This window comes from Pseudescherichia sp., from assembly GCF_032052675.1.
GTDB lineage: Bacteria > Pseudomonadota > Gammaproteobacteria > Enterobacterales > Enterobacteriaceae > Pseudescherichia.
On sequence record NZ_DAMBWA010000001.1, the window covers coordinates 264,145 to 288,264 of the forward strand.

The 24,120-nt window shown below is 57.6% G+C and carries 20 protein-coding genes; 2 read left to right on the plus strand and 18 right to left on the minus strand.

Going from position 1 to position 24,120, the window contains the following annotated elements; genetic code table 11:
* Positions 1–39: 39 nt before the first annotated feature.
* From cpsB to RTX96_RS01345, 14 genes are read right to left on the minus strand one after another with little or no spacing between them, the layout of a single operon-like run.
* Positions 40–1,482 (minus strand): mannose-1-phosphate guanyltransferase, encoded by a 1,443-nt coding sequence (gene cpsB / locus RTX96_RS01280; protein ID WP_312670011.1) that lies wholly within the window; start codon positions 1,480–1,482, stop codon positions 40–42.
* Positions 1,479–2,702 carry a colanic acid biosynthesis fucosyltransferase WcaI gene (gene wcaI, locus RTX96_RS01285; protein ID WP_312669903.1) on the minus strand — a complete coding sequence of 408 codons (1,224 nt, stop codon included), beginning with the start codon at positions 2,700–2,702 and terminating at the stop codon, positions 1,479–1,481. Before wcaI ends, cpsB begins: the two co-directional genes overlap by 4 nt.
* Positions 2,699–3,178, minus strand: coding sequence for a GDP-mannose mannosyl hydrolase (locus tag RTX96_RS01290; RefSeq protein WP_103819150.1), 480 nt, complete (start codon positions 3,176–3,178; stop codon positions 2,699–2,701). The genes wcaI and RTX96_RS01290 overlap by 4 nt, the downstream gene beginning before the upstream one ends.
* A gap of 2 nt (positions 3,179–3,180) precedes the next feature.
* A complete protein-coding gene (locus RTX96_RS01295) occupies positions 3,181–4,146 on the minus strand; it encodes a GDP-L-fucose synthase (protein ID WP_312669904.1) in 966 nt (321 codons plus the stop codon).
* A 2-nt stretch (positions 4,147–4,148) separates the two neighbouring features.
* Positions 4,149–5,270, minus strand: a complete 1,122-nt coding sequence (gene gmd, locus RTX96_RS01300) for a GDP-mannose 4,6-dehydratase (RefSeq protein WP_042389850.1) — start codon at positions 5,268–5,270, stop codon at positions 4,149–4,151.
* 27 nt (positions 5,271–5,297) lie between these two features.
* Complete coding sequence (gene wcaF, locus RTX96_RS01305) at positions 5,298–5,846, minus strand: colanic acid biosynthesis acetyltransferase WcaF (protein ID WP_103819148.1); 549 nt, start codon at positions 5,844–5,846, stop codon at positions 5,298–5,300.
* 15 nt (positions 5,847–5,861) lie between these two features.
* A complete protein-coding gene (gene wcaE / locus RTX96_RS01310) occupies positions 5,862–6,608 on the minus strand; it encodes a colanic acid biosynthesis glycosyltransferase WcaE (protein ID WP_312669905.1) in 747 nt (248 codons plus the stop codon).
* A 12-nt stretch (positions 6,609–6,620) separates the two neighbouring features.
* Positions 6,621–7,841, minus strand: a complete 1,221-nt coding sequence (wcaD, locus tag RTX96_RS01315) for a colanic acid polymerase WcaD (RefSeq protein ID WP_103819146.1) — start codon at positions 7,839–7,841, stop codon at positions 6,621–6,623.
* Positions 7,816–9,033, minus strand: coding sequence for a colanic acid biosynthesis glycosyltransferase WcaC (wcaC, locus tag RTX96_RS01320; RefSeq protein WP_312669906.1), 1,218 nt, complete (start codon positions 9,031–9,033; stop codon positions 7,816–7,818). Before wcaC ends, wcaD begins: the two co-directional genes overlap by 26 nt.
* Entirely contained in the window at positions 9,030–9,521 is a 492-nt protein-coding gene (wcaB, locus tag RTX96_RS01325; RefSeq protein WP_312669907.1) for a colanic acid biosynthesis acetyltransferase WcaB, read from the minus strand. Before wcaB ends, wcaC begins: the two co-directional genes overlap by 4 nt.
* A complete protein-coding gene (gene wcaA / locus RTX96_RS01330; protein ID WP_103819143.1) occupies positions 9,521–10,366 on the minus strand; it encodes a colanic acid biosynthesis glycosyltransferase WcaA in 846 nt (281 codons plus the stop codon). Before wcaA ends, wcaB begins: the two co-directional genes overlap by 1 nt.
* Positions 10,367–10,394: 28 nt before the next feature.
* On the minus strand, positions 10,395–12,557 hold the full coding sequence (wzc, locus tag RTX96_RS01335; RefSeq protein WP_103819142.1) for a tyrosine-protein kinase Wzc: 2,163 nt from the start codon (positions 12,555–12,557) through the stop codon (positions 10,395–10,397).
* Between the two features lie 2 nt (positions 12,558–12,559).
* Positions 12,560–13,003: a low molecular weight protein-tyrosine-phosphatase Wzb gene (wzb, locus tag RTX96_RS01340; protein ID WP_312669908.1), complete on the minus strand. Its 444-nt coding sequence runs from the start codon at positions 13,001–13,003 to the stop codon at positions 12,560–12,562.
* A gap of 5 nt (positions 13,004–13,008) precedes the next feature.
* Positions 13,009–14,148, minus strand: a complete 1,140-nt coding sequence (locus RTX96_RS01345; protein WP_312669909.1) for a polysaccharide export protein — start codon at positions 14,146–14,148, stop codon at positions 13,009–13,011.
* A 476-nt stretch (positions 14,149–14,624) separates the two neighbouring features.
* Between RTX96_RS01345 and RTX96_RS01350 the strand changes: the two genes are divergently transcribed.
* On the plus strand, positions 14,625–16,205 hold the full coding sequence (locus RTX96_RS01350; RefSeq protein WP_103819139.1) for a TerC family protein: 1,581 nt from the start codon (positions 14,625–14,627) through the stop codon (positions 16,203–16,205).
* A 134-nt stretch (positions 16,206–16,339) separates the two neighbouring features.
* Here RTX96_RS01350 and asmA read toward each other — a convergent pair whose 3' ends face one another.
* The 3 genes from asmA to udk form a co-directional block, all read right to left on the minus strand.
* Entirely contained in the window at positions 16,340–18,190 is a 1,851-nt protein-coding gene (gene asmA / locus RTX96_RS01355; protein WP_312669910.1) for an outer membrane assembly protein AsmA, read from the minus strand.
* A 41-nt stretch (positions 18,191–18,231) separates the two neighbouring features.
* On the minus strand, positions 18,232–18,813 hold the full coding sequence (gene dcd / locus RTX96_RS01360; protein ID WP_103819137.1) for a dCTP deaminase: 582 nt from the start codon (positions 18,811–18,813) through the stop codon (positions 18,232–18,234).
* 118 nt (positions 18,814–18,931) lie between these two features.
* Positions 18,932–19,573: a uridine kinase gene (gene udk, locus RTX96_RS01365; protein WP_103819136.1), complete on the minus strand. Its 642-nt coding sequence runs from the start codon at positions 19,571–19,573 to the stop codon at positions 18,932–18,934.
* Between the two features lie 344 nt (positions 19,574–19,917).
* Here udk and RTX96_RS01370 point away from each other — a divergent pair, with 344 nt between their 5' ends.
* Positions 19,918–23,247 carry a diguanylate cyclase gene (locus RTX96_RS01370; RefSeq protein WP_312669912.1) on the plus strand — a complete coding sequence of 1,110 codons (3,330 nt, stop codon included), beginning with the start codon at positions 19,918–19,920 and terminating at the stop codon, positions 23,245–23,247.
* On the opposite strand, the gene alkA is transcribed toward RTX96_RS01370, so the two are convergent.
* The gene (alkA, locus tag RTX96_RS01375) at positions 23,229–24,098 is read right to left on the minus strand and encodes a DNA-3-methyladenine glycosylase 2 (RefSeq protein ID WP_103819134.1); all 870 of its coding nucleotides are present in this window, start codon (positions 24,096–24,098) and stop codon (positions 23,229–23,231) included. The two genes, RTX96_RS01370 and alkA, sit on opposite strands and share 19 nt — an antisense overlap.
* Between the last annotated feature and the right edge of the window lie 22 nt (positions 24,099–24,120).

Consider the following 24,120-nt stretch of genomic DNA (forward strand, 5'->3'; position numbering starts at 1 on the left):
GCCCGGTAAGCGCACGCTGCCGGGCAGAGTTAATGCGTACTAAACTCGCCCGTAGCGGTCTTCGAAGCGCACCACGTCGTCCTCTTCGAGGTAGCCGCCGGAGCGCACCTCAATCAGGTCCAGCGGGATCTTGCCGGGGTTTTCCAGGCAGTGGGTCGCGCCAAGGGGGATGTAAACCGACTCGTTCTCACCGATCAGGCGGATCTCGTCGTTAATGGTCACCTTCGCCGTGCCCGCCACCACGATCCAGTGCTCGGCCCGGTGGTGATGCATCTGCAGAGAGAGCCCCTCCCCCGGCTTGACGGTGATGCGTTTCACCTGGTAGCGATCGCCCGAGTCGATGGAGTCATATTTGCCCCACGGGCGGTACACCTCGCGGTGGATATGGTGCTCATGGCGACCGTCGGCCTTGATCTGCTCGACCACCTTTTTGACGTCCTGCACCGCGTTGCGGTCGGCGATCAGCACTGCGTCTTTGGTCTGAACCACCACCAGGTCTTTGACCCCGACGGTGGTAACCAGCCCCGACTCGGCATAGACGTAGCTATTTTCGGTTTTGTGGCTGATGACGTCGCCGTGATGGACGTTTCCCTCCGGCGTATGGGGGCTGATCTCCCACAGCGAGGACCAGGAGCCGACGTCGCTCCAGCCTGCGTCCATTGGCACCACTACTGCATCGGCGGTCTTCTCCATCACCGCGTAGTCCACCGACTCTTCCGGACAGGCGAGGAACGCCTCTTCATCAACGCGGATAAAGTCGAGATCCGGATCAAGGGTGCGCATGGCGTTCTCACAGGCTTCAAGAATGTCCGGGCGGAAGCGCTTTAATTCGTCGAGATAGCGTCCGGCGCGGAACAGGAACATGCCACTGTTCCAGTAGTACTCGCCGCTGGCAACGTAGGCCTGCGCCGTTTCCAGATTGGGTTTTTCGACAAACTGTGCCACTTCGAAGGCAACGGTATCGATCCCGTTCTGGCTTACTTCGCCACGGCGGATGTAGCCGTAGCCGGTCTCGGGCAGATCCGGCACGATGCCGAAGGTCACCAGCTTGCCGCTTTCGGCGTAGGGCATCGCTGCCCGTACCGCCTCGCGGAACGCCTCTTCCTGCTGGATCACGTGGTCGGCAGCGAGCACCAGCAGAAGCGGATCCGCATCAGGGCTGTTGCGCTTAGCGGCCAGCGCCGCAAGCGCGATGGCGGGCGCGGTGTTACGCCCCGCCGGTTCGAGAATGATGTTTTCGGTCAGCTTGTTGAGCTGACGCAGCTGCTCGGCAACGATAAAGCGGTGCTCCTCGTTGCAGATGACGACCGGGCTTTCGCACTCGACGCCGTTCAGGCGGTTAATAGTCGCCTGTAACATCGTCAGCTCGCCCTTCAGGCAGAGAAACTGTTTGGGGTAGAGCACGCGGGAGAGCGGCCACAGGCGGCTACCCGAGCCACCAGCCATGACTACCGGAAAAAGGGGGGTTGTATTCATGATTATCCCTGGATATCGGCAATAAATTGGCTCAACACGCTCTCTTTTTCGAGCGTGCGTTCGGCATATTCACGTGCCACCGTGTTGTTTTTTGGCAGGGCTAACGCCTGCTCGATTCCGCTTACCAGCGCGTCCACCGACTCCGGCTCGACGCAGACGGCAATACCCGGAAACGCGGTGCAGAGCTGGCCCAGCTCGGTATCCGCTTCTGCAGTGATCACCGCGTTGCCGCCTACCGCCAGAATGTTGGTTAGCTTGGAGGGCAGCACCGCGTCCGCCGCGCCGCGCTTCTGGATCACCAGATGGCAGTCGCCCATTTTTAAGAGCGCGGGCAGCGCCTCGTAGGGCTGCAGCGGGAAGAATGTGACGTTCTCCAGCCCGCGTTCGCGGACTAATTTTTCCAGCCGCGCCTTGCCGCCGCCCTGGCCGACAATCACAAACTGCCACGGCTCGGCACGCAGACGCGCTGCGGCCTCAATGACGCTCTCCAGCCCCTGCTTCTCGCCAATGTTGCCGGAGTAGAGAATGATGCGTTTGTCGTCCGGCAGGCCGAGAGAGGCGCGCAGCTGGGCGACCTCGCCCTCGCTGACGTCGCGAAAACGTGCCACTTCTGACCAGTTCGGGAAGAAGATGACCCGCTCTTCGGCGACGCCCTTCTCCCGGGCTTTGTTCATCATTGAGCGGGAGATAGTGGAGACGTTATCCACTCCGAGCAGGCCGCTGCGCTCAAAGGCGCTGGCCAGCTTCGCGACCTTGCCGCCCTTGCCCTTGCCCGCCATCCCGAGACCGAGCATGGCATCGACCTCGTAATCCTGAATATGCAGCAGCGTACGCGCTCCGGAGAGCTTCGCCAGCAGGCGCATCCCCGGCGTGCAGAACAGGGTCGGCACCACGCCGATGATGCGATCCGGCTTCCAGCGGCGCTGGGCCAGCAGCGGGAAAAAGCTGCTCAGGGCGAAGCTGCCGAGGTGAACCAGTCGCTTGATAGTCGAGGGCTGCTTCGGCACGTAGAGCGGACAGCGCCAGACGGTCGCGGCCCCCTCTTCCCGACGGTAGCGCCACGCCGAGTAGCGCTCGCCCACTTTCCACTCCGGATAGTAGGGCGGCGCGGTGATAACCCGCACGTCATGGCCCTGCTGGGCCATCCACTCCACCATCTCACCGGTGTACTTGCCGATGCCGGTTAGCTCCGGTGAGTAGTTAATGCCGTAGACTAATATCCTCATAGTCCCGGCACTCCGGCTTTACGCTCATCCATAAAGTACGCCCGGCTGTTGTCGTGCACGTTCTCGTCTGCCACCAGCGCCGCTGGCGTTAACCAGCGGTACGCCTCGTGCTGCGCATCCGGCAGGGCCAGATCCGCCTGGTTTACCTTCAGGCGGAAGCCGAGCACGATGTAGTGGGTGCTGAAGTCAGTCCCGGAGAAGTTGTCGTCATAGAAGTGCTGCCAGACGCCGTAAAACTCCCCCGCCGTCAGCGGCAGACGCACGCCCAGCTCGGCCTGCGTCAGTCGCTCGAACGCGTCAGCCAGCGGCTCGTCTTTCTGCACGCGCCCGCCGGGCACAAACCAGAAGCCCTGCGCCGGACGGTTGGTCCGCTTGCCGAGCAGAAACTCGCCGCGCGCGTTCTCAACGATCAGATCGATGGAGATCAACGGCGTGGAACGCACCACGGTGGCAAAATCTTCCTGACTTAAAAACATGCCTACCCCCGGAACCGGTGCTGGTTTTCAAGGAACCACTGGTAGGTGCTTGCCAGCCCCTGCTCCAGTGAGATCTCATGACGCCAGCCCAGCGCGTGCAGGCGTGAGACATCCAGCAGCTTGCGCGGCGTGCCGTCGGGTTTTGAGGCATCGAACACCACCCGGCCCTTAAACCCTGTCACCTGGGCAAGCGTCTGGGCCAGCTCGCGGATGGTGCAGTCAACGCCGGTACCGACGTTGATGTGCGACAGCATCGGTTCGGTGTTCTCCAGCCACACCTCGCGATCCAGCTCCATCACGTGGATGCTGGCTGCGGCCATGTCATCGACGTGCAGAAACTCGCGCATCGGCGTGCCGCTGCCCCACACCACCACGTCGGTCGCATTCTGCTCGGTGGCCTCATGAAAGCGCCGCAGCAGCGCCGGGATCACGTGGGAGTTGCTCGGGTGGAAGTTGTCGTGCGGACCATACAGGTTGGTCGGCATCACCGAACGGTAGTCGCGGCCATGCTGACGGTTATAAGATTCGCACAGCTTGATCCCGGCAATTTTGGCAATGGCGTACGGCTCGTTAGTGGCTTCCAGGGTCCCCTGCAGCAGCTCGCTCTCGGCGATCGGCTGGGTGGCCAGCTTCGGATAGATACATGAGGAGCCGAGGAACAGCAGCTTGTTCACGCCGTGCGTATGCGCAGCGTGAATGATGTTGCTCTCGATCATCATGTTTTCGTAGATGAAGTCAGCCGGATAGGTGTTGTTTGCCACAATACCGCCCACCTTCGCCGCCGCCAGATAGACCTGATCGATCCGCTGTTCGGCGAAAAAGGCGTTCACGACGGCCGCATCCAGCAGGTTCAGCTCATCACGGGTGCGCAGGACCAGCTCAACGTTGTCGCGCTGCTCCAGCTGGCGCACAATGGCTGATCCCACCATGCCGCGATGGCCAGCCACAAAGATACGTTGTTTACTCATGCTCAGGACTCCAGCGCGATGGCAACCTCGTAGCCGTGGGACTTCAGCAGCGAGTGTTTCTTAGCCGCTTCCAGGTCTTTCGCGACCATCTCAGAGACCATCTCCTGCAGGGTGGTTTCCGGTTTCCAGCCCAGCTTCTCGTGCGCCTTGGTCGGATCGCCGAGCAGGGTTTCCACTTCTGCCGGACGGAAGTAGCGCGGATCGACGGCAACAATCACATCGCCCGCCTTCACGCCCGGTGCGTCATGGCCGGTGACCGAAACCACAATACCCTTCTCATCTACGCCGGTACCTTCAAAGCGCAGCTTGATACCCAGCTGAGCAGCCGCCATCTCAACGAACTGGCGAACCGAGTACTGCACGCCGGTGGCGATAACGAAATCTTCCGGGTGATCCTGCTGCAGCATCATCCACTGCATCTTCACGTAGTCTTTGGCATGGCCCCAGTCGCGCAGGGAGTCCATGTTGCCGAGATAGAGGCAGGATTCGAGGCCCTGGGCAATGTTGGCAATCCCGCGGGTGATTTTACGGGTCACGAAGGTCTCGCCGCGGCGCGGGGATTCGTGGTTGAACAGAATGCCGTTGCAGGCGTACATGCCGTAGGATTCACGGTAGTTAACGGTGATCCAGTAGGCGTAGAGCTTGGCAACCGCATACGGCGAGCGCGGGTAGAACGGCGTGGTCTCTTTCTGCGGGGTCTCTTGCACCAGACCATACAGTTCAGAGGTGGACGCCTGGTAGAAACGGGTTTTCTTTTCGAGGCCGAGGAAGCGGATCGCCTCCAGCAGGCGCAGGGTGCCCATGCCGTCAACGTCGGCGGTATATTCCGGCGACTCGAAGGAGACTGCGACGTGGCTCATCGCCCCCAGGTTGTAGACCTCGTCCGGCTGAACTTCCTGCAGGATGCGGGTCAGGTTGGAGCTGTCGGTCAGATCGCCATAGTGCAGATGGAATTTCGGGTTGCTGGCGTGCGGATCCTGGTAGATGTGATCCACGCGCTCGGTGTTGAACGAGGAGGCGCGACGCTTGATGCCGTGAACCTCATAGCCTTTCTCCAGCAGCAGCTCTGCCAGATAAGAGCCATCCTGCCCGGTAACGCCGGTGATGAGAGCGACTTTAGACATAATTTTATTCTCCAGACTTATCAGAAATTATTCAGTTTCTACGCGTTCGCGTATCACCACTGCGGGATTGCCACGGCAGATGGCGTTGGCCGGTAGCGATTTAAAAACGCTGCTCCGCGCCCCCACCACCGTGCCGCTACCAATCGTGACTCCTGGGGCAACGAAGACATCCGTTGCCAGCCAGCACTTCTCGCCAATCACGATAGGCGTCGCGTTAATATCAAAATGCGCGCTTAAATAGTCGTGACTGCCGGTACACAAATAACACTTTTGTGACACTACCGAATTCGCGCCGAGGGTAATCTCACCCAGCGTATATAAAACGGCCTCGTCCCCTACCCAGCTATAGTCTCCGAGGGTTAATTTCCACGGATAGGTAATTTTTACCGACGGTCGGATTACTACGTTTTTTCCGATTTTTGCGCCAAACAGACGCAGTAAAAAGGCCCGCCAGCGATACATGACCTGCGGCGACCAGGCAAATAACGTGGCCTGCACCGCCCACCATAGCTGGACTTTAATAGCACCAGCCCCTCGGAACCCTTTCGGCACCGAGAATCCTTTTAAATCCTGCATGGTTATCCCTTATATTTAGGCTTTGTGATATAAGGCTTTTGTCTTTCCGGTAGTGCGTACGCGTAATAACCAGGAGAGCTGCGCCCAGAATCCCGGCACACGCAATATTTTACGCTGGACCTTTCGTGCATCCTCGCATAGCTCAAGATTATTGGACGTTGAGACGCCGCCCATAGAAAATTCCGATACCAGTCCCTTAATGCGTTTAAAGGGGTAACCCGCTTTAAACATTCTGGCGGCCAACGCATAATCCGATGACACTTTATATTGCAGATCGTAGGGATAGGTTTTTAAGCCGCTCACCGGGAAAAAGATCGCCTGGTGGCTGGCAGGCAGGCTGTGGTAAATATACCAGCCGTGCTTGGCGCTGCGGCGTATTTTTGTCCCGTCACCAAAGTCCAACAGCGCGTCGCCAATATACATTGCCTTTTCGCGCTCATCTGCCAGCTGACGAACCACGTTGGCGACGTCCTCATGGAAGATATCGCCCGAGTTCAGGAACAGGGCAAAACGCCCTTCGGCCAGCGCAACGCCCTTGTTCATGGCGTCATAGATGCCGTTATCCCTCTCGCTAACAAAGCGTAAGTTATACTCGCCGTTGAGATTTTCCAGAAATTCCTGGGTGCCGTCGTTAGAGCCGCCGTCTACCACAATCCACTCAAAAGTAATGTCTTTTGCCTGCGCCAGGTGGGCCAGTGAGGCATGCGTTTTCACCACGCCCGCATAGTTACGGAAGGCAACGGTAATGACACTGAGCAGCATTTTTTCACCTCATCAGGATTGAGTAATATTTAGCGCCTTGCGCAAAATAAACGGGCAAACGATCAAAAATGCGTATTCCGGGCTAAAAATCGAACCGGTAAAAAAGAGTGATACCGGCATAAACAGATAAAGCTGAACACGATAATTCTGATTATTCCCAAATGCGTTGATCATCATTTTTAAGACTTTACTCATGTACCAAATGGTCAGTACTACAGCGCACCAGGAAAAATAAATAATCAACAGATACAGGCCATTGTCTATTGTTTTTCCGACGTCCGCACCGTTAAAGATTCCGAATGATGCAACATATTCATAAAGCGATCCAAAACGTACTGCGCCATCGATATTGGTTAAAGCGCTGCCTACCATCGCCAGCGGACCGATGATTCGATAATAGGAAGAGGAGCCTTCCGTACCGAGATCGCCGAGTCGTTCGGAAATATACGGAAATGCAAACACGATACCGACCATAAAAACGGCTAACGATATTATTGCCAGCGGCAGCTTTTTCTTAATTGCCTCTTTATTCAGATACTGAAACGCCCACTCCAGCAAATAAAAAAGAATAAAGGTCATGACGCCGGAGAAAGATCCTGAAAGAACTATCCCTGCCAGAATCATACCATCAGTTTTAGGGGTCTTGATACCAAACTGTTTGATACTGAGCCAAATTGAGATTAATGCCAGAGCGAAGAAGGCGGGTTCAAAATAGAGCGCCGTGGTTCGCTTGCCGCCAAACTTGATAAAATTCAGAACGTAGCTGTTGGAATAGATCAGATATTTGGAAATGGTCTCCATCAGGCTGCTGCCGCCGGAGAGAATAATCTGCGCCATCTCCATCGCCGCCAGAGTCACTATCAGCCCCACCACCATATAGAAGAAGCGCAGGATCTTCCGGTAGTTGTGGGGCGAGACAACCTTAAAGCGAATGCTCCACACCATACCGATAATAATGACAATGTTAATAAACAGCAGCGTAGAGGTAGCGTACTTGCTGGCGTTAAATGACCGTCCAAACAGGTAGTTAAAGACGGTCAGCCCTGCGCCAATCCCCAGCGCAATCAGCAGCTTCTTGACGCTGATCCTGTCAACGAAGAGCAGCAGCAGCACCGGTAAGAACGTCACGATAGTGATGGGGAAACTCTCTCCCAGCTGAGCGATTTTGACGTTGACCAGCAGATAGGTCAGCGGCAGCAGCAGATAGCTACAGACTCTGATAGAACGCGACATACTCCTCCAGCATCTGCTCTCCGCTATAGGCCTGACGGCTGCGCGCCCTGAACGCCTCCAGCGAGGTGCCAAATACCGCCTCGGCAATCTCCGCTTTTGGCCGCTGAACCAGCGCCAGTACGTCACTCTCACTAAAGGTCATGCCGCCGGATTTGCGCAGCACCTCGTGCGCCGCATCGCTGTGGGTGGCAATCACCGGCACGCCAATCGACAGCGCCTCGCACAGGATCAGCGGATAGTTATCTACCCGAGAGCTAAAGACCAGCGCATCCATCTGGTTCAGCTCGCTCATCAGCTGGCGCTTGTCGGTTAAAAAGCCGTGGTTGATGACGTTCTCGCCCTCAAAGGGGGAGAACTTGCCAAAGGTGTGCAGTTCGATGCCGTGGCCAAGCGCCATCATTTTTTGTACCAGCGCCTGATTGGTTTTACCGTCGTAGCGCAGATCGTGAGCAACAACGGCAATTTTGGGTGCGCCCTGGCCGCGCGCTATCAGCGGCAGCTCGGCGAGGATCGCCTCGGTGGCGACATCGATACCGTTGTTAACAATCTTGCAGCGACCCGAACCGTAGATGCTGTTAAACGCGTCGGCCACGTGCTGGCTGGGGGAGATAAAGTGGCACCCGAGAGCGATCATCTCGCTAAACAGGCGGCGCTTGCCCGCCACCAGGCTATGAGCGCGATCGACCTTCACCGGGGGATAGTTATCCAGCGTCGGGCATGCCTGGCAGTGGGTTTTCCACCCCTCGCAGCCATCGGTAAAGGCACAGCGGCCGGTCACGCTCCAGTGATCGTGTAACGTCCAGACCAGGGTCACATCCTGACGGCTGGCGGTCACCCGCTGACAGAACGCCACCACTGCCTCCAGCTTTAGCCAGTAGCTGTGCATGACGTGAAAGTGCAGTACTACCGGCCCCGAGGTGCGGATCACATCGAGATAGAGGTCATTGAGATCGCCAAACAGATCGCGGTTAAAGAGGCGGAACAGCGCCAGATTGGCGATGGAGGTCAGGCGCGGCGTGTGCTTAATCACCTCTGGATAGCTGTCATGGCTGACGCTCTTCCTGCCACCTTTACCATAGCCGTAAACAAAGCGTGAGCGCAGGCCCTGCTGCAACGCCCGCTGGTGCAGGTCGAGCGCCACGCCCGCTGCGCCCCCTTCGGCCAGGCGCACGTTAAACTGTAAGATATTCATTGTCTCACCTTCACCCGGGCTTTCTCCCCTACTACCAGCGCGTTGTCCGGGACGCTGTCCAGCACCACGCTGCCCGCACCGATGGTGACGCCGTTGCCAATGGTGATATCACCAATGATGACCACGTTTGCTCCCAGCTCTACGCCGTTACCAATCACCGGACAGGCCAGACTGTCGCCGCCGCGGTTGCCGATGGTGACGCCGTGACGAATGGTGAAGTCATCTCCCGCCACGACGTTTTTGTTAATGACCACGGCATAGCCATGATGAATGGTAAAACGGCGTCCGATGGTCGCCGCAGCCTGGATCTCATAGCCAAACAGGCATTCGGTTATAAAGCGGTAAAGCAGCAGCACCGGCGCGGCCCACACATTGTTAATGACGCTTTTTTTGCGCCACACCGAGCAAAAATGAGCGATACGGTAGGCCGACACCATGCAGCAGGGGCGCAGGCTCCAGTGGTTCGCGCGAAAATCCTCCAGGCGCATTATTTACTCCGTAGCCCATAAGCCAGGCGCTTGCCGTTGCGCACGGAGAGCAGGGTCAGCAGCGTGCGCAGGGTCATCCGCTTGTTGCGGATCTGGTAGAGCGTAAAGAGCTGATACTTCTTGCTGGCGCGATCGAACTTATCTTTATGCTTGCGATAGAAGTGGAAGTAGCCGGAGAACTTCTTCGGCGAGGTGGTGATCTGCATCTCCCCGTGGTTGACGTGCAGGATCTGCGTCGCCTCCTCTACCTTCCACGGCTCGCCATACTCCACCACCATCCGCAGGAAGATGTCATAGTCCTGGGCCGCCTTCAGCTCAACGTCGAACAGGCAGGCCTTGAAGCGCGATGCCAGGGTAAAGACCTGGTTGCCAATAATGTTGCGCTTATAGAACAGCGTCCGTGAATAGGGTGATTTCGGATAGAGCGGCAGGCTGGCCGGCTGGGCGTAGACCTCCCCTTCGCAGACGTAGTCGTTGGCGTAGAGGAACGCGTGGGTCACCAGCTGGTGCTTGTGCTCAAGGAAAACCGACAGGCGGTCCGGCGTCCACTCATCGTCGTCGTCGATACCGGTAATATAGTGACCGCGCGCCTGCAAAATCGCCTGGTTACGCACCGCGCAGGCGCCGGAGTTAAACGGGTTCCGCACGTAGGTCACCCGCGGATCGTTAAGGTCTGCAACGTACTGCTGAAGCTGTTCAAAATTCGCCGAGCAGTCGTCAACGACGATCATCTCCCAGTGCGGATAGTCCTGGCGTAAAACCGATTTGATAGCGCGGATCGCCAGCTGCTGACGATTCCATGTCGGCATATAAATAGAGATCATTGGGTAATTAGCTGTTGTCATTTCTTGTCCCCGAGGTTGCCTGTAGGTCTTATTTGGCGTCCGATTTATATTCGTACTCGTAATAGCCGTAATCCTGATATCCCGTCGCCCGACGGAAGATGGAGTTGAGTATCACGCCTTTCACCTGAATGCCGTTCTGGTCAAAGCGGCTCAGGCTGGTCTCCACCTCTTTCAGAGTGTTAACCGCATAGCGCGCGACCATCAGCGTGGTGCCGGCATGGCGTCCAACCACCGCCGCATCGGTCACCGCGAGAATAGGCGGCGTATCGATCAGTACCAGATCGTACTGGCTGCTGGCCCACGCGATCAGCTGTGAAAAACGTTCGCTCATCAGCAGCTCGGAGGGGTTAGGCGGCACCTGACCGCGCGGCACCAGATCGAAGTGGGTAATGGCCGTCGGTTTGACGCAGGTGGAGAAATCCCCCTTCCCTGCCAGAATGTCGGAGAGACCGTTGACGTTATCGGTGCCGAGCAGCTCATGGGTGTAGCCCTTGCGCATGTCACAGTCGATCATCAGCACGCGTTTGTTGGTCTGGCTGATCACCGCCGCCAGGTTGGCACAGACGAAGGTTTTACCGATCGACGGGCTGACCCCGGTCATCATCAGCACGTTATTGCTGGCCTGCATCATGGCGAAGTGCAGGCTGGTACGCAGGCTGCGGATCGCTTCGATGGCCAGGTCGGTCGGGTTACCCACCGCCAGCAGCTGGCTCTGCTTGAAGCGCTTGGTGCCTTTCTGGGTATTGACGCTATCGCGCGCCTTCTGCCACTCGGAGAGCGGAATGCTGGCGTAGACGCTGATGCCGTTCTCCTCCAGCACCTGCGGGCTCTCGATACCGCGGTTAAACAGCGAGCGCAGCAGCACGCCAACGATGGAGAGCATCAGGCCGAGGATAATGCTGCCAAGGATAATCAGCGCCTTTTTCGGCTTCAGCACGCCGGGCTGATCGATAGCCGGATCGACAATGCGGACGTCCCCTACCGTGCTCGCTTCGGTGATCTTCAGCTCCTGCTGTTTATTCAGCAGCTGCATATAGACCTGCTGACCGGACTCCACGTCACGGGTCAGGCGGACAATCTCCTGCTGTGTTTTTGGCATCGCAGAGACGCGCCCGCTGAGGCGGCCCTTCTCCTCCTCCAGCGCCCGACGTTTCTCCAGCAGCGTGCGGTAGGCCGGGTGCGCTTTGGTATAGAGCTTGGAGATCTCAGCCTCTTTAAAGGTCAGCTCGTTGAGCTGGGCGTCAATGTTAACCATTGAGTCCAGCACCGCCTTGGCCTCCAGCGGCAGATCTACTGAATCCTTGTCCTGGCGGAAGGCGTTAAGCTTGTTCTCCGCTTCATCGAGATTCGCCCGCACTTCCGGAAGCTGTTTCGCAAGGAAGGCCAGGCTTTTTGCTGCCTCTTCCGACTTACGCTCGACGTTCTGCGCCAGATAGTTACGGGTGATGCTGTTGAGGATGGCACGGATCTGGTTGCGATCCTCACCGGTAAAGCTCAGGCTAAGTACGCCGGTATCCTTCCCGTTCTCCGTTACCGACAGATTATTTTGTAGGTTGTTGATCACGCCCAGCGTTGAGAATTTCGTTACCGTAAACTCGCTGCCTTCAGCCGCCTGGATAGCGCTGACCTCGAAGGTGACGCCCTCCTTCTGCAGCAGCTTGCCTACCTCGCCGCGGGCGCTAAACCCGGCGTCGCTGGTCAGCTGATACTGCTTTGGCCCCAGTACGCTAAGCGTAAACACCTGCCCGCTTGCGCCTTTGGGCAGCGTAAAGGTGGTGACCTTAACGGTTTCGTTCTGGCGACCCTGAAGGCGATCCCAGCCAGCCCCAAAAATCGGGAAGGTGTTTTTCGTCACGCCGATATCCAGATCCAGATCGTCAACCGTCTTGCCGAGCACCATTCGCGACTTAATCAGCTGGATCTCTGCATCCGAGGCGGGGGGCTTGTTGGAGAGTGCGCTGTTGAGGTTCTGCACCAGCGAGCCGCCGGCATCCTGCTCAATCTGCACCAGGGCGTCAGCACTGTAGATGGGGGTGGCAAACAGGGTGTAGATCGCCGCCGCCAGCGCAAACAGGGCCGTAATGCCCAGCACCCACCAGCGCGCCTCAATAATGGTTCCCACAAGGCGGCCAATATCGATCTCATCACCGCCCGTCTGTGGGGCAGCAGCATGGTGTAATTTTTCTGTCATGGTTATCCCTGCTGAACGTGCAACGCCTGCGCCCACTGGCGGGCCGAGCGATCGAGTAAGGTGTAGACGGCCTCAAAGGCCTCGCGGCTTTTGCGGTAGGGATCGGGGATCTCGCGCTCGCCGTCCCAGTGACCGAACAGCATCACCTTGCCGCGCATCTCCGGTGCGATTTCACACAGCGCGGCGATGTGGCGCTTCTCCATTACCAGAATCAGGTCATACTCCCGGCACATCTTGCCGGTGAGCTGCCGCGCGCTGTGTCCGGCCAGCGACAGCTGGTTATCCTGCGCCACGCTGGTCGCCGTAGCGTCCGCGCCTTTTCCTACCAGCGCCCCCAGCCCGGCGGACTCCACCGTCAGGGCTGGCTGATAGTGTTTCAGCAGCCGCTCACCCGTCGGAGAGCGGCAGATATTGCCCACGCATACCACTAAAATTTTGTTAAACATGAGCGTTACCAGTTGTGAACGTCGCTGGCGGTGTCGGTCATGTAGCGAACGCCACTGATCGTCGGCAGCAACTGGTTGATAAGGCGGTTCCAACGGGTAACCGGCGCGGTGGTGACGTAGACCACGTCGTAAGGCTGAAGCCGGAACTCCGTTGCCATCACCAGCGAGATCGCATCGGACATATCGAGCTGGTAAATGTTGGCCATCTTACCGCCGCGACCGCCCTCGCCTTTCAGCGGACGGATCACAAAGATACCGCTGGCGTCGGAAGAGGTAAGATCCAGACCTTCGGCCTGGCCCAGCGCTTCGGTCAGGGTCATGCCGCTGAAGTCCATCTTGAGCGTGCTCTGTTTTTTCACTTCGCCCATCACGAACACTTTCAGATCGTCATTGCGCGGAACGAACAGAATGTCCCCTGGATAGAGCAGGCGGTTCTGGCTAAGATCGCCGTTCTGCATCAGCGCCTGCAGGGAGATGCGCTGTTCGCGGCCCTCATGGGTGAGCACCACGTTGCGCCAGTCGGCGGCGTCGGTCAGGCCACCGGCGGCGTTAATCGCATCCAGCACGGTCAGCGGCACGTTGGTAATAGCCTGCTGGCCTGATTTGTTTACCTGCCCGGAGATATAAGCTTTCTGCGAGCGGAAAGCGGCGATATTAACGTCCACCTGCGGGTCGGCGATGTACTGCGCTAAGCGGCCGGTAATATCACTGCGGATTTCAGCCAGGGTTTTGCCCACGACGTGGACTCTGCCGATATAGGGGTAGAACATGGTGCCGTCGGGCTGCACCCAGTTACCGGCGTCGCTGGAGCTGCGGTACTGGCCGGCGGGGGTGGTCAGCTCTGGGTGATCCCAGACGGTAACGTTGAGGACATCACCCGGTCCCACGCGGTACTGGTAGCTGGAGATCTCTTGATCCAGCGACATATTGGGCTGCGCGACGTTGGGTCGGGGTCGAAGCTGTTCTACCAGTCGGGGGGTCAAAGGATAAACATTCACCATGCGGTCAAGATCGAAATCAGCATCTTGCTGTTTAATCACATCCTTACCCATTGTGGTCATATTGCTTCCGGGGAACACCGTGCAACCACTCATCAAGGCCACAGATACCAATAATGGCATCAATTTCATTTTGGATTTCATCATTGATTATTTATCACTTTGGCAGAGTAATTATCCTGTGCAATTTAAATAGCGCCGCTTTCGCCGCACATTTAACAGAATGCATTTAATGACTGTTAAATATAACTGGCATCAATCCTAAAAAGCGCCTGGTCAAATGCAACCGACTGATAGCATGAGCGAAGGTGATTAATACCCCTTATGATCCAGAGACATAACATAAAAGCACGGGCGGATAACGCCGGGCAGGACAACGGCAAAATAGTTTAGTAAAGTAGCGCGTTAACGCTGAAAGAATTGTTGCAGCTAAAGGAATTACAGGCAAGGCTCCGCTTTACCTGATGCCAGTTTTTAAGAATAAGATTAAGTCGCTATTTTTAGCGTTTTAGGAATTACTTCATATTGACAAAAAAAATAGACACTTTTACATCTGCGATATATCCTAAATTACATTCCCGCAGAGACGGGTAATTATTTTTTTGGAGGGTGAGAAACGTATTATGGAATGGATTGCCGATCCATCAATCTGGGCCGGGCTACTGACGCTGGTGGTGCTTGAGCTGGTGTTAGGTATTGATAACCTGGTCTTTATCGCCATCCTTGCCGAGAAGCTGCCGCCTGCCGAACGCGATCGGGCGCGGGTCACCGGCCTGGTGCTGGCGATGCTGATGCGCCTGCTGCTGCTGGCCTCTATCTCCTGGCTGGTGACCCTCACTACGCCTCTCTTCTCGGTGCGCGGCTTTAGCTTCAGCGCCCGGGATCTGATCATGCTGTTTGGCGGCCTCTTTTTGCTCTTTAAGGCCACGGTCGAACTCAACGAGCGGCTGGAGGGTAAGGACAGCGATAACCCCACCCAGCGGCGCGGCGCTAAATTCTGGGCGGTGGTGGCGCAGATTGTCGTGCTGGATGCGGTCTTCTCGCTGGACTCGGTGATCACCGCCGTGGGTATGGTCGATCACCTGGCCGTGATGATGGCGGCAGTGGTGATTGCCATCGCGCTGATGCTATTAGCCAGCAAGGCCCTGACGCGCTTTGTTAATAATCATCCTACTATTGTTATTCTCTGCCTCAGCTTCCTGCTCATGATCGGCTTCAGCCTGATTGCCGACGGCTTCGGGTTCCATATCCCGAAAGGCTATCTCTATGCCGCCATTGGCTTCTCGGTGATGATTGAGGCCCTTAACCAGCTGGCGATCTTCAACCGCCGCCGCTTTCTCTCTGCTAACCAGACGCTGCGCCAGCGTACTACCGACGCGGTGATGCGTCTGCTGAGCAACAGGAAGGAGGATGCTGAGCTGGACGTTGAGACCTCGTCCATGCTGGCAGATCACGACGACAGCCAGATCTTTAACACCCAGGAGCGTCTGATGATCGAGCGGGTGCTGAATCTTAACCAGCGCACCGTCAGCAGCATCATGACCTCCCGCCATGATATTGAGTACATCGATCTCAGCGCCCCCGAAGAGGAGATCCGCGCCCTGCTGGATAAAAACCAGCACACCCGTATGGTGGTAACCGGCGGCGATCAGCATGAGGATCTGCTGGGGGTAGTGCACATTCTCGATCTGCTTCAGCAATCGCTGCGCGGCGAGCCGCTTAACATCAACGTGCTGATCCGCCAGCCGCTGGTCTTTCCTGAGGGGCTACCGCTGTTGCAGGCGCTGGAGCAGTTCCGCAACGCGCGGACGCACTTTGCCTTTGTGGTGGATGAGTTTGGCTCTATCGAGGGGATTGTGACTCTTAGCGACGTGATGGAGACCATCGCGGGCAACCTGCCGAACGAGGTAGAGGAGATTGACGCCCGCCACGATATTCAGAAAAACGCCGACGGCAGCTGGACGGCAAACGGCCATATGCCGCTGGAGGATCTGGTGCACTATGTGCCGCTGCCGCTGGATGATAAGCGGGAGTATCACACCATCGCCGGCCTGCTGATGGAGTATCTGCAGCGTATTCCTAAAGTGGGAGAAGAGGTACAGGTCGGTGACTATCTGCTGAAAACCCTTCAGGTAGAGAGCCACCGGGTACAGAAAGTGCAGATTGTGCCGCTGGAGACAGAGGACGCGGAGTACGAAGTTTAACGAGCGAGAGGGCCCAATAACAGTTGTAGGCCCGGTAAGCGAACGCGCCACCGGGCATAACTATGCCGATGCGATAACGCCGGGCGGCACTGCGTTTGCCCGGCCTACGTGGGATCAGCAGATAACGTCAGGCATCACAGTTTATCAATCAGCTTTTTAATATCTTTGCTGCGCTGGCTATCTTTGTTGCGATCCGCCCAGTCGTTAAGACGGCGTTTCGCTTCATCCTGCAGGTGCTTACGCAGAACCTGATCCACCTGGAGATTGTAATTGAGCGCCTGCCATTTGCCGTAGACGCGCAGCGGGATTGGCGTGTTTTTCAGGAACTCAATAAGCTTCCCGTCACCCTTCCAGCCCTCGGTAACCTGCACGTTAAAACGGGTATCGCAGAGCTGTTTCACCAGATCGAGCGTGCCCTGACCAGTGAGATTCAGCAGCGCGGAGTGTCCCTGCATATCGTCGAGCGCCATCTGCCCATGATCGAGGGTTAAATCGGTGCTGAAGCTGTCGAGTTGCGTGGCGCTATCGTAATTCTGCTGGGCCTGTACATCGCTGCTGCGGGCTACCGCCTGCTGGATCAGCTGCTGGAAGTTCAGCCCCTCCATGCGCGTTTTGGCCATCTCAACATGAGCGCTGCCCTCCCAGCTGCGGCGAAATGCCTCTGCATCGACCCGGTCACCATCGAAATCTCCCGCCAGCGACAGTTTGCCGGTCAGCGCCAGCGGATAGTCAAAGGCTTTCAGCACTGTGCCAATCTCAACGTTATCAAGCTGCGGCTGGAAGGCGCTTTTCGGCACTTTACCTCGTACATCGAGGCTTCCCGGCAGCGAGAGCGTACCCTCACCCAGCTTTCCGGTGAGGGCTGAGAGCGTCAACAGACCCGCGTTATTGGTGATATGGCTGCTCACGTTGGTAAAGTCCATGCCTCGCCAGCGAATCTTTTTCGCCGCCAGCGACACGTTGGCCGTAAAGCCGCGCAGGCTGCTGTAGTCATTACCGTCAACGTCGCGGGCGATCACTGGACGCGGCAGAGTCATCAGGCTCTGCCCCTGCTGCGTTGCGGTCGCGTTGGTCGCCGGGTTGGTTACCGCACCCAGCAAATTCTCCAGATTCAGATTATCGAACGCCAGATCGAGTACCCAGTCGGGCTTATCATCCAGCGTTACGCTGCCGCTGCCGGTCACCGCGCTGTCGTTGGCGGTCATGTTCAGCTGGCTAAAGGTGAGCTGTTTTTGCGCTTCGCGCCACTGTGCCTGGAAGCTGCCCTGCCCGGTAATCCCCTGGGCAGGGACGTCGCCGCCCTGGAGCTGCCAGTTGAGCTGCTCAACGACGGCGGTTAAATTATAGGGATAGTCGGCGGCATTCACGTTCGCCTTCAGCGCCAGGGTCAGGTCGCGCTGGTTGCGGTTGATCCGCCCCGAAAAGTCGACGCTGGCGTGGTAGTTTTCGTCCTGATCCATCTTCAGATGGATATTACGCACCGTCACCTGCTCGTCGTCCTTGTGCTGGAATACCAGCACGCTATCGGCAATTTGCAGGTGAGAGACAGCCCAGGACCAGCCGCGATCGGTTTCAACCTGCGGCAGCGCGTTCTCCTGTGGCGCAACCGGCGCATCTTTCGGCTCTGCCGCCTCGGTTTGCGGCGTGAGCTGGACAACCGCGCTTTTCAGCATCACCTGCTTCACGTGCAGCTGATGAGAGAGCAGCGGCAGCAGCGCGACGTCCAGCCGCATGTTATCCGCCGTCACCAGCGGCTGCGGCGCGCCGGGCGCCGTCAGCGACATGCGTCCCGAGAGAATGCTCAGCCGGGGCCAGACGTGCCAGCGCAGCGGCTCGTCAAGCTTCAGCTGATAACCGCTGCGCGACTCAACCTGTCGCACCATGTAATCCCGAAAGTCGTTCGGGTTTACCAGCAGCACCAACGCAGAGAGGCCGGCGACCAGCACGACCAGTAAAATCATCAGCGTGGTTAACACTCTTCTCATGGCATCCTCAACGAGCAACTCTTACAAGGCGCAACAGGCGCTCAGTCTTTATCAATTCGGCTAGCCACCGCGCCCTGCTGATCGCGGTACTTTGCGTCCTGGCGACGGTTATAGGGGCGTGCGGCAGGGCCGGAGAGCGGCTCAAAGCTGAGCGCGCCGATAAGCATTCCCGGACGCAGGGCCAGCGGCAGCTTACCGGAGTTGTAAAACTCCAGCACGATGCAGCCGGACCAGCCCGGATCGATACGGTGGGCGGTCACGTGCACCATCAGGCCCAGCCGCGCCAGCGAGGAGCGGCCGTCCAGCCAGCCCACCAGATCCGCAGGCAGGGTCACGGACTCAAAGGTCACCGCCAGCGCCAGTTCACCCGGGTGCAGGAAGAAGGCATCGCCTTCCGCGAGCACAATCTCATCGCTCATTACCCGATCCAGCGCGGCGCTCACTTCATCTTTGGGGCCACTCAGATCGATAAAGGCAGCGGTGTGGCCACGGAAGGTGCGAAACTTGTTGCCCAGACGAACATCCACTGTCGCACCGTTGATGCGCTCCACCGGGGGGCGCGGGTTAATCGACAGGCGACCATCGTCCAGCCAGGCTTCAATATCGCGGTCACACAAACGCATAGCACTTTCTCCTTAGGTGTTGCCCGCCCGGCTAAGTTTAGCCCGGGCAGGCACATTATCTCTGAACGGTACACAATTCGCGCCGTTTATTCAAAACCAGACGTCCTAAAAAACCCGGTTATTCAAAAAACTGGCTGATTTTGGCCTTCAGGATATCGATAGCAATGCGGTTTTTGCCGCCGCGCGGCACGATAATGTCCGCATACTGTTTGGAAGGCTCAATAAACTGCAGGAACATCGGACGCACCGTTTTCTGATATTGCGCCATCACCGAGTCCATAGAGCGGCCACGTTCGTTAACGTCGCGCTTGATACGGCGCATCAGGCAGATATCCAGCGGCGTATCGACAAAGATTGAGAAGTTCATCGCTTCGCGCAGGCGTGCGTCGGTCAGCAGCAGGATCCCCTCAAGAATAATCACCTTCTTGGGTTCAATGTGGATGGTCTCAGCGGTACGGGTATGCTCAACGTAGCTGTAAACCGGCAGCTCTATAGGATTGCCGCCTTTCAGGGTCTGCAAATGTTCAAACAGCAGATTGTGATCCATTGCGCTGGGATGGTCGTAGTTCGTTTTAACACGCTCTTCCATCAACAGGTGACTTTGATCCTTGTAGTAGCTATCTTCTGGGATAACGCCAATATGTTCATCACCAACCTGTTCGCGCAACTCGCGGTAAAGCGTACTGGCAATGAGACTTTTACCTGAAGCGGATGCGCCGGCGATGCCGATAATGACGCACTGATGGGACTTATCAGTCATAAATTTTTGCGACCTGATTAACCTGGAAGTAAAGAAGGGAGACGCTATAGCGTCAAACGCGGCAATTATAGGGATTTCGCTCTCGTGATACCAGTCGAATGCGCAAACGTCTGCCACAACGGCTCCGATCCGACATATTGCCCTTTTCGCAAATTAAAGCGTTTAATTTTACAGCGTTCAGCCGCCTTTTTTGGCAGACTAAGTGATTAATAACACTATGATGTCAAATTATGAGCGGTCACGATAGGAATTGTAAATTGTTTGTACTAGCATAATCCAAATTTCAATTTTACCCGTCCGGGCTTTATGAACCTGGCGGCACAGGGACTGCGGATAAAGCGGTAATGAATAAACAATACCAGCGCGTTTTGGTTACTACCCCAAATCCCCTACTGAGGCTGCTCAGTTTAGGACTGGTGACCTTTATTTTCACCCTGTTTTCCCTTGAGCTGACCCGTTTCGGTACCGTTCTTGCGCCACTGTGGTTCCCGACCTCTATTATGATGGTGGCCTTCTACCGCCACGCCGGACGCATGTGGCCCGGCATCGCCGTTGCCTGCACGCTGGGCAGCCTGGCCGCGTCATTTCTGCTCTTTCCCGCCAGTGAATTAAACTTCTGGTATCCGGCGATCAATATTATTGAGGCCCTGACGGGCGCCGTGCTGCTGCGTAAGATGCTGCCGTGGTACAACCCGCTACAGAACCTGAGCGACTGGATCCGCCTGACCCTCGGCAGCGCTGTGATCCCTCCCCTGCTGGGTGGCGTGCTGGTGTGCCTCGTGTCCGGCAGCGAAAACCTGCTGCAAACCTTTATGATCTGGGTGCTTTCAGAGTCCATCGGCGCGCTGGCGCTGGTCCCGCTCGGGCTGATGTTCAAGCTGCACTACCTGCTGCGTCACCGCAAGCCGCAGCTGCTGCTGGAAACCCTGGTGACGCTGGCCGTGACGCTCTTTCTCAGCTGGCTCTCCATGACCTATCTGCCGTGGCCCTTTACCGCCGTTATCGTCCTGCTGATGTGGACCGCCGTTCGCCTGCCGCGACTCGAGGCCTTTCTTATCTTCCTCGTCACCATCATGGTGGTGTCGCTGATGATGGTTCATAACCCCCTTGAGTTCACCAATTTCAACAGCAGCGCGATGCTGAACGCGCCCTGGCTGCCGTTCCTGATGATCCTGTTGCCAGCCAACGTCATGACGATGGTGATGTACTCCTTCCGCGCCGAGCGTAAACACATTACCGAAAGCGAAGCCCGCTTTCGCAATGCGATGGAGTACTCTGCCATCGGCATGGCGCTGGTGGGGACGGACGGCCAGTGGTTACAGGTCAATAAAGCCCTGTGCAGCTTTCTCGGCTACTCCCAGGATGAACTGCGCCTGCTGACCTTCCAGCAGCTTACCTGGCCGGAAGATCTCAACAGCGACCTTGAGCAGCTTGAGTCGCTGGTGCGCGGCGACATCGATAGCTACTCGATGGAGAAGCGCTACTACACCCGCACCGGGGATATCGTCTGGGCCCTGCTGGCGGTGTCGCTGGTACGCCATCCTGACGGCACGCCGCTCTACTTCATCTCTCAGGTCGAAGATATCAACGATCTGAAGCATACCGAGTGGGTCAACAAGCGGCTGATGGAGCGCATTACGCTGGCCAACGAGGCCGGGGGAATTGGCATCTGGGAGTGGGAGCTGGAGCCGGATATCATCAGCTGGGATAAGCGCATGTTTGAGCTTTATGAACTCCCGCCGCACGTGAAGCCGACCTGGAAGCTGTGGTATGAGTGCGTGGTTCCGGAGGACAGAGCCGAAACCGAGCGCATCGTTCGCGACTCGCTGATAGCGAGGGTGGCATTTAAGCTTGAGTTCCGCATCCACGTTAAAGGGGGCGTTCGCCATATCCGCACCCTGGCGAACCGCGTGCTGAATAAAAATGGCGAGGTTGAACGGCTGCTCGGCGTCAATATGGACATGACCGAGGTGAAACAGCTGAACGAGGCGCTATTCCAGGAGAAAGAGCGTCTGCACATTACGCTCGACTCCATCGGCGAAGCGGTGCTCTGTACCGACGTGGATATGAACGTCACCTTTATGAACCCGGTGGCGGAAAAAATGAGCGGCTGGCAGCAGGAGTTAGCGATAGGCCAGTCTCTGCTGAACGTTCTGCGCATTACCTTTGGCGATAACGGCCCGGCGCTGGAAAATATCCATAGTGGGGACATGTCCCGTTCAGCTATCGAGCAGGACGTGGTGCTGCACTGCCGCAACGGCGGTACCTATGATATCCACTACAGCGTGACGCCTCTTAGCACCCTTGACGGACATAATATCGGCTTCGTGCTGGTGATCCAGGACGTCACCGAGTCCCGGAAGATGCTGCGCCAGCTGAGCTATAGCGCCTCCCACGATGCGTTGACCCATCTGGCAAACCGCGTCAGCTTCGAGAACCATCTTAAACGCCTGCTGCATACGGTGCAGGAGACCCATCAGCGTCACGCGCTGGTCTATATCGATCTCGACCGCTTTAAGGCAGTTAACGACACCGCAGGCCACGCGGCGGGCGATGCCCTGCTGCGGGAGCTCTCCTCCCTGATGCTGAGCATGCTGCGCTCTACCGATATCCTTGCCCGCCTCGGCGGAGATGAGTTTGGTCTGCTGCTGCCCGAGTGCAATATCGAGAGCGCCCGCTATATCTCCGGGCGCATCATCCATGCGATCAACGACTACCGCTTTATGTGGGAGGGCCGCCTGCACCGCATCGGCGCGAGCGCCGGGATCACCCTGATTGATGAGAGCAACTGCCAGGCCTCCGAGGTCATGTCCCAGGCGGATATCGCCTGCTACGCCTCGAAAAATAACGGTCGGGGCGTGGTCACGGTGTACGAACCGCAGCAGGATCACATGCATCACAACCGCAGCCTCATCTCCCTTGAAGAGCAGTCACGGATGATCCGGGACAACCATCTGCTGCTGGTAGCGCGCGGCGTCGCCTCCCCGCGCGTGCCGGAGTCCTGTAATTTCTGGCTGCTCTCGCTGCGCCTGTGGACCAGCGAAGGGGAAGCGATGGAGGAGCGCGCCTTCCGTTCAGGCCTCGCCGAGCCGGAGCTTATCCGCGCCCTCGATCGCCGGGTGATCCACGAGTTCTTTACCAACAGCGCCGCCGGGGTGATACGCAAAGGGGTCAGCGTCGCGCTGCCGCTCTCCAGCGCCGGGCTGGGCAGTCGGACAGTGATCAACGAGATTATTGAGAAGCTGGCGCAAAGCGGCATGCCGGGCCGCCTGCTGCACTTTGTGATCCATGCCGATGCCCTGATGCGGGAAGAGAGCAGCATCGGAGAGGGCCTGGCTAAACTTCGCCAGGCGGGCTGCCGACTCATTATCAGCCATATTGGCCGCGACCTGGAGATCTTCAACCATCTTATGCCGCAGATGGCGGACTACGTTCTGCTGGAGCCTGAGTTGGTCACTAACGTGCACGGTAACCTGATGGACGAGATGATGGTCACTATCGTACAGGGCCATGCCCAGCGCCTGGGGATGAAGAGCATCGCCGGGCCAACCAACCAGCCGATGATGATGGATACCCTCTCCGGCATCGGCATTGACTATATCTATGGGGATACCATCTCCCAGGCCCAGCCGCTGGATCTGATGCTAAACACCAGCTACTTTGCGATTAACTGACGATCGTCAGCTGACGGCTGCCAGTCCGGGGTGTACCAGAGATGCAGCAGCGCATAGGCGCGCCAGGGTTGCCAGCGTTGGGCATAGCGGCGGATCTGCGCCGGGGTCATGCCCGCAAAACGCTGCTTGATGGCGTAGTCATCGGCTAAAAAGACATCTTTCGCCTGCCAGCCGCGCATGGCCAGATAGTTTGCCGTCCAGCGCCCGATCCCGGGAAAACGCTGCAATAATTTTACTCCCTGCTCGATATCCGTCGGCGGCTGCAGCGGGAACTCGCCCTCAAGGGTGGCGCGGGCCAGATTAACCAGCGCCTCGGCGCGCTTAAGCGGCATCCCCAGCGCTTTTAACGCTGCAGGATCGGCCCGGACCAGCGTCTCTGCCGTCGGGAAGCAGATAAAGCCCGGCGCGTCCGCCAGCGGTTCGCCTAGGCTCGCCACCACCTTCCCGGTCAGCTTTGCCGCCATCGCTACGCTTACCAGTTGCCCAAGGATCGCCCTCACACCCTGTTCAAACGTATCCATCGAGCCCGGCAGCCGCAGGCCCGGCCTCTGCTCCCCCAGCGAACCGAGGGCCTGCACAATCTCCTGCGGATCGCAGGCAAGATCGAACAGACGCCCAAGCCGTTCCAGACACGCATCGGCAACAGGCATCAGCCCATCGCTAAGGGTGACCCGCAGCGTATGGTTAGCCTCATCCGGCTCAGCGGTGACGATCCCCCGATGCTCTCCCAGCGCAAAGCTGCGTACGTAGCGGCCTTCGCTGACCACCTCCACACCGGTTACCGCACGCGCCTGTAAAAAACCTAACATCCACGCCCAGTCGTAGGGCGGCTTCCAGCTCAGTGTATACATGGTTACTCCTCTCACTCTCTTT